This is a genomic window from Pseudomonas sp. B21-021 (assembly GCF_024749205.1).
Classification (GTDB): Bacteria; Pseudomonadota; Gammaproteobacteria; order Pseudomonadales; family Pseudomonadaceae; genus Aquipseudomonas; species Aquipseudomonas paraglycinae.
Window position 1 is genome coordinate 5985857 of sequence record NZ_CP087192.1, and the last position, 13382, is coordinate 5999238.

Sequence of the window (13382 nt, forward strand, 5' to 3'; positions counted from 1 at the left end):
CGAATCGAGTGCAAAGCACTCGCCAGGCCTGACCTGACCAACTTCAAAGAGGGTGCATTCAATGTCCCAAGAATTCGATTACATCATCGTCGGTGCCGGCTCTGCCGGTAACACCCTGGCGACCCGTCTGACTGAAGACGAAGGCGTCACCGTCCTGCTGCTCGAAGCCGGTGGCCCGGACTACCGTCTCGACTTCCGCACGCAAATGCCGGCAGCCCTGGCATTCCCGCTGCAAGGCCGTCGCTACAACTGGGCGTACGAAACCGATCCAGAGCCACACATGGACGGTCGCCGGATGGAATGCGGTCGCGGCAAGGGCCTCGGCGGTTCCTCGCTGATCAACGGCATGTGCTACATCCGTGGCAACGCGATGGACTACGACGGCTGGGCGAAACTGCCAGGCCTGGAAGACTGGACCTACCTCGACTGCCTGCCGTACTTCCGTAAAGCGGAAACCCGCGACATCGGCCCGAACGACTACCACGGTGGCGACGGCCCGGTCAGCGTGACCACGCCGAAAGCCGGCAACAACCCGCTGTTCCACGCCATGGTTGAAGCCGGCGTGCAGGCTGGTTACCCGCGCACCGAAGACTTGAACGGCTACCAGCAGGAAGGCTTCGGCCCGATGGACCGCACCGTGACGCCGAACGGCCGTCGTGCTTCCACCGCCCGCGGTTACCTGGACGTGGCCAAGAAGCGTTCGACCCTGACCATCGTCACCCACGCCTTGACTGACAAGGTTCTGTTCGAAGGCAAGCGTGCCGTTGGCGTGCGTTACCTGGTCGGCGCCGCTGAAGAGCGCGTCGAAGCCCGTGCCCGCAAAGAAGTCATCGTCTGCTCCGGCGCGATCGCTTCGCCGCAACTGCTGCAACGCTCCGGCGTCGGCCCGGCAAAACTGCTGGAAAGCCTCGACATCCCGGTCGTTCACGATCTGCCGGGCGTCGGCGAAAACCTGCAGGATCACCTCGAGCTGTACTTGCAATATGCTTGCACCCAACCGGTCTCGCTGTACCCGTCGCTGCTCTGGTACAACCAGCCGGCCATCGGCGCCGAGTGGCTGTTCAACGGCACCGGCATCGGCGCCAGCAACCAGTTCGAAGCCGGCGGTTTCATCCGTACTCGCGAAGAGTTCGAATGGCCGAACATCCAGTACCACTTCCTGCCGGTGGCGATTAACTACAACGGCAGCAACGGTGTGAAAGAGCACGGCTTCCAGGCGCACATGGGTTCCATGCGTTCGCCGAGCCGCGGTCGCATCCAGGTCAAATCCAAGGATCCGCGCCAGCACCCGAGCATCCTGTTCAACTACATGGCCACCGAGCAGGACTGGCAGGAATTCCGCGACGGCATCCGCCTGACCCGTGAAATCATGCAACAGCCTGCACTGGACGCTTTCCGTGGCCGCGAAATCAGCCCGGGCATCGAAGTGCAAACCGATGAGCAGCTGGACAAGTTCATCCGCGAGCACGCCGAAACCGCGTTCCACCCGTCCTGCTCGTGCAAGATGGGCACCGACGACATGGCCGTAGTGGATGGCGAAGGCCGCGTGCATGGCATGCAGGGTCTGCGTGTGGTCGATGCCTCGATCATGCCGATCATCACCACCGGCAACCTGAACGCGCCGACGATCATGATGGCCGAGAAAATCGCCGACAAGATCCGTGGCCGCCAGCCGCTGCCGCGCAGCAAGGCGCCGTACTATGTCGCTGGCGATGCGCCGGTGAAAGGCAAGGCGCTGCGTGATGTGAGTGCTGTTGCTCAGTAATTCAGCTACACCGCATCAAGGCTAATCGCGAGCAGGCTCGCTCCCACATTTGGAATGCATTTCAACTGTGGGAGCGAGCCTGCTCGCGATGAGGCCCTACCGATCACCACCTATCTCCCTGCTTCCTACAGTAAATCCCCCTACACCCCCTCTTCACTTGATCCTACCCCCTCGCAGGCCTACTCTAGTCCTCGCCCAATCGTTTCACCCCCTCCCCGCCGAATCCGCTTCGCCGTTTCTCCCATAACAAGGAGGTTTCCCTGATGTTCGATTTCCACCCCCAGCTCAAGCAGCGCTTCGCTGCCTTGCGCACGGGCGCCGAGTTTTTTTCCTTGCGGTATGTGCGCGAGTCCGGCCAGTACCTGTCGGTGCGCAAGAACGTCGCCGAACCGCCGAGCCTGAGCCGCGACGAAGGCGCGATGCTCACCGTTCGCGTCAACGGCGTCGAAGCCTACGCTGCGACCAATGACCTGTCGCAACAAGGCCTGCAAGCCGCCCTTGAGCGTGCCGAGCAACAGGCCCGGCGGATCAAGCCCCACGCCCTGCTCGACCTGAGCCAGCAGCCGGTGTCCAGCGACCGCGCCGACTACTTTTCACCCAATCTCGAACAACCCTTTCCGTCCCTGAGCGAATGCTTCGAGCTGCTCGGCGCGGAATCCGCCTCGGTGCCAAAGGATGAGCGCCTGGTGAATTGGGAAGTGAGCATCGGCATCACCCACGTCGAACAGATCTACCTGAGCAGCGCCGGCGCCGAATTGCGACAGGCCCAGCGCTTCGTCTACCCGGGCCTCGACGTCACCGCGTACGACGGCAACGACAGCCAGACCCGCAGCCTCGGCCGTGAGAACTTCGGCCAGCAGGGCGGCGCCGATGTGATCAGCCGTTGCGGCCTGATCGGCGCCGGCCCGCAAGTCGCCGATCAGGCGCTGCAATTGCTGCTCGCGCCGAACACCCCGCAAGGCCCGCGCGACCTGCTGCTGATGCCCGACCAGATGATGCTGCAGATCCACGAATCCATCGGCCACCCGCTGGAGCTCGACCGGATCCTCGGCGACGAGCGCAATTACGCCGGCACCAGTTTCGTCAAAGCCTCGGATTTCGGCAGCCTGCAATACGGCTCGAAACTGCTCAACGTGACGTTCGATCCGGGCATTCCCGAAGAACTCGCCAGCTACGGCCATGACGACGACGGCACAGCTGCCAGCAAGCAATTTTTGATTCGCGAAGGCCTGCTGGTCCGTCCGTTGGGCGGCGCACTGTCGCAGTTCCGCGCGGGCCTGGACGGCGTCGCCAACAGCCGCGCCTGCGGCTGGAACCGCCCACCGATCGACCGCATGGCCAACCTCAACATCGAGCCGGGCGACCAGCCGCTGGAACAACTGATCGGCGGCATCGAAAACGGCATCCTGATGAGCACCAACCGCTCATGGTCGATCGACGATGCCCGCAACAAATTCCAGTTTGGTTGCGAATGGGGCCAGTTGATTGAAAACGGCGAACTCAAGGGCGTGGTGAAAAACCCGAACTACCGGGGCATTTCCGCGCACTTCTGGAAAAGCCTGCGCGCCGTCGGCAATGCCGGCACCACCCAGGTGCTGGGCACGCCGAACTGCGGCAAGGGCGAACCGAACCAGGTGATCCGCGTCGGCCATGCGTCGCCGGCCTGCGTGTTCAGCAATGTTGATGTGTTTGGGGGAGACGCCTGATGAGTATTTCCAAGAACCCGTCCGAGGCGTTCAAGGTGCTGGTCAACTGGCTGCGCGATGCCGTGCGTGAGCCGGAACAGTTCACCCTGAGTTACGACGCCGAATCGTCGGCCTTTGTCCGTTTCAACCACGCCAAGGTGCGTCAGGCCGGGCAAGTGCAACAAGCCGGTATCGGTCTGAAACTGATCGACGACGGTCGCCATGCGGACCTGCACATCACCCTGTCCGGTGAGCAGGCCACCGACCTGCAACGCCTCGCAGAAGGTTTGCAGCAACTGCGCGAAACCCTGCCGCTGCTGCCACAGGATCCGTACCTGTTGCTCAACCACAACGGCTGGCAGAGCAAGAATGTGCAGGAACATCCGCTCCCGGACACCGAACAAGTGGTGGCTGAAATCGCCCAGGCGGCCGAAGGTCTGGATCTGGTCGGCTTCTACGCTGCCGGCCCGATCAGCCGTGGCTTCGCCAGTTCTTCCGGCGCATTCGGCTGGCATCAGGCCAACAGTTTCAACTTCGACTTCAGCCTGTTCCACGAGAACGGCGAAGCGGTGAAGGCCAGCTACGCCGGGCATGACTGGAACAGCGAAGACTTCGCCAAACGCATCCAGCAGGCCCGCGAACAACTCGAGTTTCTCGGTCGCCCGCTGCGCACCCTGCCGCCCGGCCAATACCGCGCCTATCTGGCGCCCGCAGCGCTGGAAGAAATCATGGGTATGCTGTGCTGGGGCGGTTTCTCGGCGCAGTCGATTGCCAGCAAAAGCAGCCCGCTGCAGAAGCTGTATGCCGGCGATCAGGCGTTCAGTCCGCTGGTGTCCCTCGACGAAAAAGTCAGCGACTCGCTGAGCCCGGCGTTCTCCGGCGAAGGTTACCCGCGCAGCGATCTGCGGTTGATCATCGAAGGCAAAGCGGGTGATCAGTTGGTGGGTTCGCGCAGTGCTGCCGAATACGGGCTGACGGCCAACGGTGCCGGCGGTGGCGAATCGCCGAGCGCGCTGAACATGGGCGCAGGCGATCTGCCGCAGGCCGAGATCCTCAAGCAGTTGGGCACCGGCCTGTACATCAGCAACCTGTGGTACCTGAATTTCTCCGATCAACCGGCGGCGCGACTGACCGGCATGACCCGGTTTGCCACGTTCTGGGTCGAGAATGGCGAGATTCAGGCGCCGGTCAGCACCATGCGTTTCGACGACAGCGCCTACAGCCTGCTCGGTTCGCAGCTGGAAGCGTTGACCGCCGAGCGGGAGTTGCTGCTGTCGGCGAGCACTTACAGCCAGCGCAATACCTCTTCGGCGCTGCTGCCGGGGCGCTGGTGAGCCGATTGACCCTCACTCTCTAACCCTTCGACCTGATCGTTCCCACGCTCTGCGTGGGAATGCAGCCCGGGACGCTCTGCGTCCCAGCCAAAAGCGGACGCGGAGCGTCCGATGAGGCATTCCCACGCAGAGCGTGGGAACGATCAATCAACCAACAAGAGGTTCCATGCCCAACCGCCCGCCTCTCGACGCCATCACCGCCCGCTGGTTGCCGTGGGTCGTCGCCATCGCTTTCTTCATGCAGTCCCTCGACGGGACCATCCTCAACACCGCCCTGCCGGCCATGGCCAGGGACCTGGCCGAAGACCCGCTGCGCATGCAGGGCGTGATCATCGCCTACATGCTCACCGTGGCCCTGCTGATTCCGGCCTCAGGCTGGATCGCCGACCGCTTCGGCACCAAGAAAATCTTCTTCGGTGCGATCCTGCTGTTCAGCCTTGGCTCGCTGCTCTGTGCCTTGTCGAGCAGCCTGAGCATGCTGATCGGCGCGCGCGTGATCCAGGGCCTCGGCGGTGCGCTGATGCTGCCGGTCGGGCGTTTGGTGGTGCTGCGCGCCTACCCGCGCTCGGAACTGGTGCGGATCATGGGTTTCATCACCATTCCCGGCCTGCTCGGCCCGCTGATCGGCCCGACCATGGGCGGCTGGATGGTGGAATACCTGACGTGGCACTGGATCTTCCTGATCAACCTGCCGGTCGGCGTCATCGGTTGCTACGCGGTGTGGAAATTCATCCCCGACCTGCGCGGTACCGAGCGCACGCGCTTCGATAGCCTGGGGTTCCTGCTGTTCGGCGCGGCGATGGTGCTGATCACTATCGCCATGGAAGGCCTCGGCGAACTGCACCTGCCGCACCTGCGCGTGATGCTGTTGCTGTTCGGCGGCATGGCGTGTCTGGCGGCGTACTGGCTGCGCGCCGGGCACATTGAAAACCCGCTGTTCGCGCCGTCGCTGTTCAAGACCCGCACCTTCGCGGTCGGCATCCTCGGCAACCTGTTCGCCCGCCTGGGCAGCGGCGCCCTGCCGTTTCTGGTGCCGTTGCTGCTGCAAGTGGCGCTGGGTTATTCGCCGTCCCAGGCCGGGATGAGCATGCTGCCGCTGGCGGCGGCCGCGATGGTTGCCAAGTGGGGCGCGCGGCCGCTGATCGAGCGTCTGGGCTATCGCATCGTGCTGACCGGCAACACCCTGTTTCTGGGGATCATGCTGGCGAGCATGGGGCTGGTCAGCGAGCAGACGCCGTACTGGCTGCTGCTGTGCCTGCTGGCGGTTCTCGGGGCGATCAACTCGCTGCAATTCACAGCGATGAACACCGTGACCCTGATCGACCTCGACGACGCCAGCGCCAGCAGCGGCAACAGTCTGCTGTCGGTGGTGGCGCAGTTGTCGCTGAGTCTTGGCGTGGCGTGCGCCGGGGCGTTGCTCGGCGGCTTTACGGCAGAGATCGGCAATGACGGCGTTGAGACCGTGTTGGGCGCGTTTCAACTCACGTTCGTGACCGTTGGGATCATGGCGATGCTCGCTGCGACCATTTTTTCTCAACTTTCAAAGAATGACGGACGGCGAGTCAGACGTCCGGAAGAGCACATCGAGTCTTAGGGCTATTGGCCACTGGACTGGTACACTGCGCGACATTTTGTTTTGCAGGCCAGTCCCGTGACCACCATCGCCACCGCTTTTAATACTTTGCCGCTGTCCGCCGCCATGCTGGCTAACCTCGACTCCCTCGGTTATGCCCAGATGACGCCGATCCAGGCGCAGAGCTTGCCGGTGATCCTCAAGGGGATGGACCTGATCGCCCAGGCCAAGACCGGCAGCGGCAAGACCGCCGCGTTCGGCATCGGCCTGCTGAACCCGATCAATCCGCGCTACTTCGGTTGCCAGGCACTGGTGATTTGCCCGACCCGCGAGCTGGCCGACCAGGTTGCCAAGGAAATCCGTCGTCTGGCCCGTGCCGAAGACAACATCAAGGTCCTGACCCTGTGCGGCGGCGTGTCCTTCGGCCCGCAGATCGGCTCGCTGGAGCACGGCGCGCACATCATCGTCGGCACCCCGGGCCGCATTCAGCAGCACCTGCGCAAGGGTTCGCTGGTCCTCGACGGCCTGAACACGCTGATCCTCGACGAAGCCGATCGCATGCTCGACATGGGTTTCTACGACGCCATCGAAGACATCATCGAGCAGACCCCGGCCCGCCGTCAGACCCTGCTGTTCTCGGCCACCTACCCGGTGGGCATCAAGCAGCTGGCGTCGAAGTTCATGCGCGATCCGCAAACGGTGAAAGCCGAAGCGTTCCACGACGACACCCAGATCGAACAGCGCTTCTACGAGATTTCCCCGGAAGAGCGCATGAGCGCGGTGACCAAGGTCCTGCACCACTTCCGCCCGGCCTCCACCGTGGCGTTCTGCTTCACCAAGCAGCAGGTGCAGGAAACCGTCGATCACCTGACCTCCAAAGGCATTTCCGCTGTCGGCCTGCACGGCGATCTGGAACAGCGTGACCGCGATCAGGTGCTGGCGATGTTCGCCAACCGCAGTACTTCGGTACTGGTTGCCACCGACGTTGCCGCCCGTGGTCTGGACATCGATGCGCTGGACATGGTGATCAACGTCGAACTGGCCCGCGATTCGGAAATCCACATTCACCGTGTTGGCCGTACCGGTCGTGCCGGCGAGAAAGGCATCGCGGTCAGCCTGGTGGCGCCGTCCGAAGCTCACCGCGCGCAAGCCATCGAACAACTGCAGAAAACCCCGCTGAACTGGGATCAGGTGGACAACCTGAAATCCCAGGGCGGTGCCCCGCTGCAACCGCCGATGAGCACGCTGTGCATCGCTGGCGGGCGCAAGGACAAGGTGCGTCCGGGCGACATTCTTGGCGCACTGACCGGTGAAGCCGGGATTCCGGGCGCTCAGGTCGGCAAGATCGCGATCTTCGACTTCCAGTCGTATGTGGCTGTTGAACGCACCGTGGTCATGCAGGCGCTGCAGCGCTTGAACAACGGCAAGATCAAGGGTCGTTCGCTGCGCGTTCGCGTTTTGTAAGAACGCTTAAATGATCGTTCCCACGCTCCGCGTGGGAATGCCGCCATGGACGCTCTGCGTCCGCTTTTAAATCGTGACGCGGAGCGTCACAGGATGCATTCCCACGCAGACGGTTCGACGCCTCGACGTGGGAACGATCTGCGTGGTCATTGTGTGAGGACACCGTTTTGCGCTCTACCGAAGTCGTGATCATTGGCGCTGGCGCCGCAGGGTTGATGTGTGCACTGACCGCCGCCGGGCGCGGGCGTCAGGTGATGCTGCTCGACCACGCGAACAAGGCCGGCAAGAAAATCCTGATGTCCGGCGGTGGGCGCTGCAACTTCACCAACATGTACACCGAACCGAGCAATTTTCTCTCGCAGAACGCACACTTCTGCAAATCCGCGCTGGCCCGCTACACCCAGTGGGACTTCATCGGCATGGTCGCCAAACACGGCGTGCCGTACCACGAGAAGAAACTCGGTCAGCTGTTCTGCGATAACAAATCCAGCGACATCCTCGGCATGCTGCTGGACGAGTGCGATCAGGTCGGCGTCAACCTGCACCTCGACACCTCGATCCAGACCATCGAGAAGGTCGAGGGCGGTTACCTGCTCGACACCACCCTCGGCCAGATCCAGTGCCAGTCGCTGGTGATCGCCACCGGCGGTCTGTCGATCCCGACCCTCGGCGCGACCGGTTTCGGTTATCAAGTCGCCAAGCAGTTCGGCCACGACCTGCTGCCAACACGCGCCGGTTTGGTGCCGTTCACCATCACCGACCAGCTCAAGGAGTTGTGCACCGAACTGTCCGGCACCTCGGTGGATTGTCTGGTCAGCTGCAACGATCAGAGTTTTCGCGAGAACATCCTGTTCACTCACCGCGGCCTCAGTGGCCCGGCGATTCTGCAGATTTCCTCGTTCTGGGAGCCGGGCGACACGGTCGAAATCAACCTGCTGCCCGATCATGACGCCGCGAGCTGGCTGCAACAGCAAACCGCCGAGCGTCCGAACAGCGAGCTGAAAACCCTGCTCGGTGAAATCTTCACCAAGAAGATGGCCAACCTGCTGGCGGACAACTGGTTTGTCTCCAAACCGATGAAGCAGTACACCCACGCCGAACTGGCGGACATCGCCGAAAAGCTCGGCAGCTGGAAAGTCGTCCCGGCCGGCACCGAAGGCTATCGCACCGCCGAAGTGACGCTGGGCGGCGTCGACACCCGCGAAGTGTCGTCCAAGACCATGGAATCGCTGAAAAGCCCGGGCCTCTATTTTGTTGGCGAAGTGCTGGATGTCACCGGGCATCTGGGCGGTTTCAACTTCCAGTGGGCGTGGGCCTCTGGCTACGCCGCCGCGCAGTACGTCTGACAAACACAAATCAAACTGTGGGAGCGAGCTTGCTCGCGAACGCGGACTGTCAGCCAACAACCATGTTGCATGTGCCGACCCCATCGCGAGCAAGCTCGCTCCCACAGTGGTATGTGGTGCATGAAAGGAACACTTTTTGCTGTCAGATGTGATCGGCGCCATTGCGTCGGCGTCATTACTGGCTCAATTTAGCGGCATCGCCTCGGAAGGCCTTCGCACTTCATGTCCTCGACTTCGTTTCGTCAGTCTTTGCGGCGCCTGTGGGCGCTGGATAAATTCAGCTACAGCGTGCGGGTGTTCATCGCCCTGACCGGCAGCATGGCGCTGTGCTGGTATCAGGATGAAATGGGGCTGCTGATCCCGTTGTTCCTCGGGATCATCGCCAGCGCCCTGGCCGAGACCGACGACAGTTGGCAGGGCCGCCTCAATGCACTGGCGGTGACGCTGGTGTGTTTCAGCGTCGCGGCGCTGTCCGTGGAATTGCTGTTCCCCTACCCCATCGTTTTTGTCATCGCTTTGGCACTGGCCAGTTTCGGCCTGACCATGCTTGGGGCGCTCGGCGAAAGGTATGGTGCGATCGCTTCTGCGACGCTGATACTTTCTGTCTACACCATGATCGGCGTGGATCAGCGCGGCGGCGCGGTCACGGATTTCTGGCACGAGCCGATGCTGCTGGTGGCCGGCGCTGCGTGGTACGGCCTGCTGTCGGTGCTGTGGCAGGCGATGTTTTCCAATCAGCCGGTGCAGCAGAGTCTGGCGCGGCTGTTCCGCGAACTCGGCTATTACCTGAAGCTGAAATCCTCGCTGTTCGAGCCGATCCGTCAGATGGACGTCGAAGCACGGCGACTGGAACTGGCCCAGCAAAACGGCCGGGTCGTCGCAGCCCTGAACAGCGCCAAGGAAATCATCCTGCACCGGGTCGGCAACGGTCGCCCCGGCTCGAAAGTCAGCCGTTACCTGAAGCTGTACTTCCTGGCGCAAGACATTCACGAACGCGCCAGCTCTTCGCACTATCCCTATAACGCGCTGGCCGATGCGTTTTTCCACAGCGATGTCTTGTTCCGCTGCCAGCGCCTGCTGCGCCAGCAAGGCAAGGCCTGCCGGGCGCTGGCCGAATCGATCCAGATGCGTCAGCCGTTCATCTACGACGCGAGTTTCGCCGAAGCCCTGAGCGACCTGCACGCTTCCCTCGAACACCTGCGCATCCAGAGCAACCCGGCCTGGCGCGGACTGCTGCGTTCACTGCGCGCACTGGCGGCCAACCTCGGCACCCTCGACCGTTTGCTCAGCGACGCCAGCAACCCCGACGCCCTGGCGGATGCCACCGACAGCAGCCTGCTCGACCGCTCGCCGCGCAACTTCAAGGACGTGTGGATTCGTCTGCGCACGCAGCTGACGCCGACCTCGCTGCTGTTCCGCCACGCCCTGCGTTTGCCGCTGGCGTTGAGCATCGGCTACGGCATGGTGCACCTGATTCACCCGTCGCAAGGCTACTGGATCATCCTCACCACGCTGTTCGTCTGCCAGCCGAACTACGGCGCCACCCGGCGCAAACTCGGTCAGCGGATTTTCGGCACGGCGATCGGCCTGACGATTGCCTGGGCGCTGTTCGATCTGTTCCCGAATCCGCTGGTGCAGTCGTGCTTCGCCATCGCTGCCGGCGTGGTGTTCTTTACCAACCGCACCACCCGCTACACCGTGGCGACCGCCGCGATCACGATCATGGTGCTGTTCTGCTTCAACCAGGTCGGCGATGGTTATGGTCTGTTTGTGCCGAGGCTGTTCGATACCTTGCTCGGCAGCCTGATCGCGGGGCTGGCGGTGTTCCTGTTCCTGCCGGACTGGCAGGGTCGACGCCTGAACAAAGTGCTGGCCAACACCCTCACCTGCAACAGCATTTACCTGCGCCAGATCATGCAGCAATACGCCGCCGGCAAGAGCGACGACCTCGCCTATCGCCTGGCCAGGCGCAACGCGCACAACGCCGACGCGGCACTCTCCACGACGCTGGCGAACATGCTGATGGAGCCGGGGCATTTCCGGAAGGAAGCCGACGTGGGCTTCCGCTTTCTGGTGCTGTCGCACACCTTGCTCAGCTATCTGTCAGGGCTTGGTGCACACCGGGAAACCCAGCTGCCGGCCGAGGTGCGCGAACACCTGATCGACGGCGCCGGCGTGAGTCTGGCGGCAAGTATCGATGAAATCGCCCAGGGTCTGGCGAGCAAACAGCCGATCGCGATTCAGAGCGATGAGGAAGAAGCGCTGGCCAACGAGCTTGAGCAAATGCCGGACGAAATCGACGAAGGCCAGCGGCTGGTGCAGACGCAACTGGCGTTGATCTGCCGTCAACTCGGGCCGTTGCGCACGCTGGCGGCGCACCTGATCAAAGACACAGCCGAAGATTGAGCCGCCTCACATCCCGTGCTGCCTGAGCAACTTGTCATAGCTGCCATCGGCCTTCATCGATGCAATCGCCTTGTCGAACCCGGCCACGATCTGTTCGTGCTGCGGGTTCTTCAGGCTGACCAGAATGTGCAGGCTGTTCTCGCTCAACGGCTTGGGCAGGAACTCCACCGCGTTGCGCACCTTCGGTGATTCCCGGGCCAGGTAATAGCGGGCGACGTATTCGTCTTCCAGGGTCAGCTTGACCCGGTCCGCCGCCAGCATGCGCACGGCCATGGCGAAGTTATGCACAGGGACTTTCTGCAACGCGGTGTCGGCATCGAACGGCGCCGAATAGGCGTAGCCGCGCACTACCGCAATCGGATAGGTGTGCAGTTCCTGCAGGTTGTTGTATTCGATGGGCGCGTCTTTGCGCTTGAGGAAACGCACGCGATTGAGCAGGTACTCAGCAGAAAACTGCCCCAGCTTCGTGCGCTCGTCGTTGTACCAGGCGTTGACCAGCACGTCGTAACGTCCTTCGCCAACCCCCATCAACGCCCGCGCCCACGGCACCTGCTCATAACCGCTGGCATAACCGGCACGGGCCAGGGCCGTGCTCACGATGTCGGTCGCCAGCCCACCGTTGACCAGCGTGTCATCGGTAAAGGGCGGCCAGACGTCGAATACCAGACGCAATTTCTCCGCTGCAGCGCTTTGACCCAGCAACAGCAATCCGATCAAAGCAAAGGCTCGATGCAATCGCGGCATGCTTGAAAATCCTTAGCGGGCGGGCCGCCCGGCGTGTTTTCAGTCAAAACCCCAAGGCCCCTTACCGGCGAATCCCAGGCCCTAACATTAGCTCATTGAAGCCATTGCACAGCGCTTCCCAGCAGATTACACAAAGTACGGCGGGCCGCGATATTGGAATGATGGCATTTTGGCCTTTGTCACAGATTTCTCAGCCATACAGACATATTTCGGCGCTGCGCTTAGTATCGGGCGACGTAGTTCAAGGAATCGGAAGATGACAATCGAGTGGGTCTGCAAACATCACAGCGATCTGGGACTGGAGCAGCTGTACGCCATTTTGAAATTGCGCTCGGAAGTGTTCGTGGTCGAACAGCGCTGCGCGTACCTGGATCCGGACGGTCAGGATCTGGACGGTGACACCTGCCATTTGATGGGCTGGGACGGTGATCAGCTGGTGGCGTACCTGCGCCTGCTGGATCCGGAATCCCAGGGTGGCGACGTGGTGATCGGCCGCGTGCTGACGGCGCCGGCCGGCCGTGGCAAGGGATTGGGGCATGAAATGATGGAACAGGCGCTGAAACAGGCCGAGAAGCGTTGGCCTGAAGTGCCGATCTATCTGTCGGCCCAGGCGCATTTGCAGGGGTATTACGGGCGGTACGGGTTTGTGGTCGCGGGTGAGGAATATCTTGAGGATGACATTCCGCATATTGGTATGCGGCGGTCTTGAGATTTCCCCTTCGCGGGCTTGCCCGCGAAGGCTCTGCTGAGGTCAGGGATACTCGAGAACAGCCTTGATCTGCCGCAAATTCCGCTCAATCCACCCCCGATCAATCGCCCCCCACTCGCGAATCCGATAGCGCCCCGCATGATTGCGCGCGCCCTCTTCCTGTTCGAACTCGCAGACGATATCCAGATCCGCCAGCGCCGCAATGGTGTCCTGCGCCGTGCGCCGGGGCATGCCGGTGACTTCGGTCAGCGCCGGCACGCTGCTGGCCAGGCCGCTGTCGATCAGGTACGCCACGTACAAGCGCCGGTAGAAACTGCTCTTGGTCTTGCTTACGTCCATGCATGCGCTCCGTTGTT

At 62.3% G+C, this 13382-nt stretch carries 9 protein-coding genes and 1 pseudogene; 8 read left to right on the plus strand and 2 right to left on the minus strand.

The annotated features are described in order from the left end of the window. The first annotated feature begins 61 nt into the window (after positions 1–61). The 7 genes and pseudogenes from betA (at position 62) to yccS (ending at position 11573) form a co-directional block, all read left to right on the plus strand. Positions 62–1765, plus strand: coding sequence for a choline dehydrogenase (gene betA, locus LOY31_RS26980; RefSeq protein WP_258712479.1), 1704 nt, complete (start codon positions 62–64; stop codon positions 1763–1765). A gap of 263 nt (positions 1766–2028) precedes the next feature. Continuing rightward, positions 2029–3471 carry a TldD/PmbA family protein gene (locus tag LOY31_RS26985; RefSeq protein WP_258712480.1) on the plus strand — a complete coding sequence of 481 codons (1443 nt, stop codon included), beginning with the start codon at positions 2029–2031 and terminating at the stop codon, positions 3469–3471. Next, positions 3471–4807, plus strand: a pseudogene (locus tag LOY31_RS26990) (TldD/PmbA family protein). The gene LOY31_RS26985 and the pseudogene LOY31_RS26990 overlap by 1 nt, the downstream one beginning before the upstream one ends. 143 nt (positions 4808–4950) lie before the next feature. Further along, the gene (gene mdtD, locus LOY31_RS26995; RefSeq protein ID WP_236188362.1) at positions 4951–6378 is read left to right on the plus strand and encodes a multidrug transporter subunit MdtD; all 1428 of its coding nucleotides are present in this window, start codon (positions 4951–4953) and stop codon (positions 6376–6378) included. A 57-nt stretch (positions 6379–6435) separates the two neighbouring features. After that, positions 6436–7821, plus strand: a complete 1386-nt coding sequence (gene dbpA / locus LOY31_RS27000; protein WP_007959732.1) for an ATP-dependent RNA helicase DbpA — start codon at positions 6436–6438, stop codon at positions 7819–7821. Positions 7822–7988: 167 nt separating this feature from the next. Beyond that, positions 7989–9167 (plus strand): NAD(P)/FAD-dependent oxidoreductase, encoded by a 1179-nt coding sequence (locus LOY31_RS27005; RefSeq protein ID WP_007959730.1) that lies wholly within the window; start codon positions 7989–7991, stop codon positions 9165–9167. 222 nt (positions 9168–9389) lie between these two features. Continuing rightward, positions 9390–11573 (plus strand): YccS family putative transporter, encoded by a 2184-nt coding sequence (gene yccS, locus LOY31_RS27010; RefSeq protein ID WP_007959728.1) that lies wholly within the window; start codon positions 9390–9392, stop codon positions 11571–11573. 6 nt (positions 11574–11579) lie between these two features. Here yccS and LOY31_RS27015 read toward each other — a convergent pair whose 3' ends face one another. Continuing rightward, a complete protein-coding gene (locus LOY31_RS27015; RefSeq protein ID WP_064380188.1) occupies positions 11580–12317 on the minus strand; it encodes an ABC transporter substrate-binding protein in 738 nt (245 codons plus the stop codon). A 256-nt stretch (positions 12318–12573) separates the two neighbouring features. On the opposite strand from LOY31_RS27015, the gene LOY31_RS27020 reads away from it, so the two are divergent. Continuing rightward, entirely contained in the window at positions 12574–13026 is a 453-nt protein-coding gene (locus tag LOY31_RS27020) for a GNAT family N-acetyltransferase (RefSeq protein WP_011336314.1), read from the plus strand. A gap of 42 nt (positions 13027–13068) precedes the next feature. On the opposite strand, the gene LOY31_RS27025 is transcribed toward LOY31_RS27020, so the two are convergent. After that, positions 13069–13365 carry a helix-turn-helix domain-containing protein gene (locus LOY31_RS27025; RefSeq protein ID WP_007894945.1) on the minus strand — a complete coding sequence of 99 codons (297 nt, stop codon included), beginning with the start codon at positions 13363–13365 and terminating at the stop codon, positions 13069–13071. Between the last annotated feature and the right edge of the window lie 17 nt (positions 13366–13382).

Bases quoted from the DNA above. Each gene is read 5' to 3' on its own strand.
- betA (WP_258712479.1), top strand. From the start codon at position 62: ATGTCCCAAGAATTCGATTACATCATCGTCGGTGCCGGCTCTGCCGGT.
- LOY31_RS26985 (WP_258712480.1), top strand. From the start codon at position 2,029: ATGTTCGATTTCCACCCCCAGCTCAAGCAGCGCTTCGCTGCCTTGCGC.
- mdtD (WP_236188362.1), top strand. From the start codon at position 4,951: ATGCCCAACCGCCCGCCTCTCGACGCCATCACCGCCCGCTGGTTGCCG.
- yccS (WP_007959728.1), top strand. From the start codon at position 9,390: ATGTCCTCGACTTCGTTTCGTCAGTCTTTGCGGCGCCTGTGGGCGCTG.
- LOY31_RS27015 (WP_064380188.1), bottom strand. From the start codon at position 12,317: ATGCCGCGATTGCATCGAGCCTTTGCTTTGATCGGATTGCTGTTGCTG.
- LOY31_RS27020 (WP_011336314.1), top strand. From the start codon at position 12,574: ATGACAATCGAGTGGGTCTGCAAACATCACAGCGATCTGGGACTGGAG.
- LOY31_RS27025 (WP_007894945.1), bottom strand. From the start codon at position 13,365: ATGGACGTAAGCAAGACCAAGAGCAGTTTCTACCGGCGCTTGTACGTG.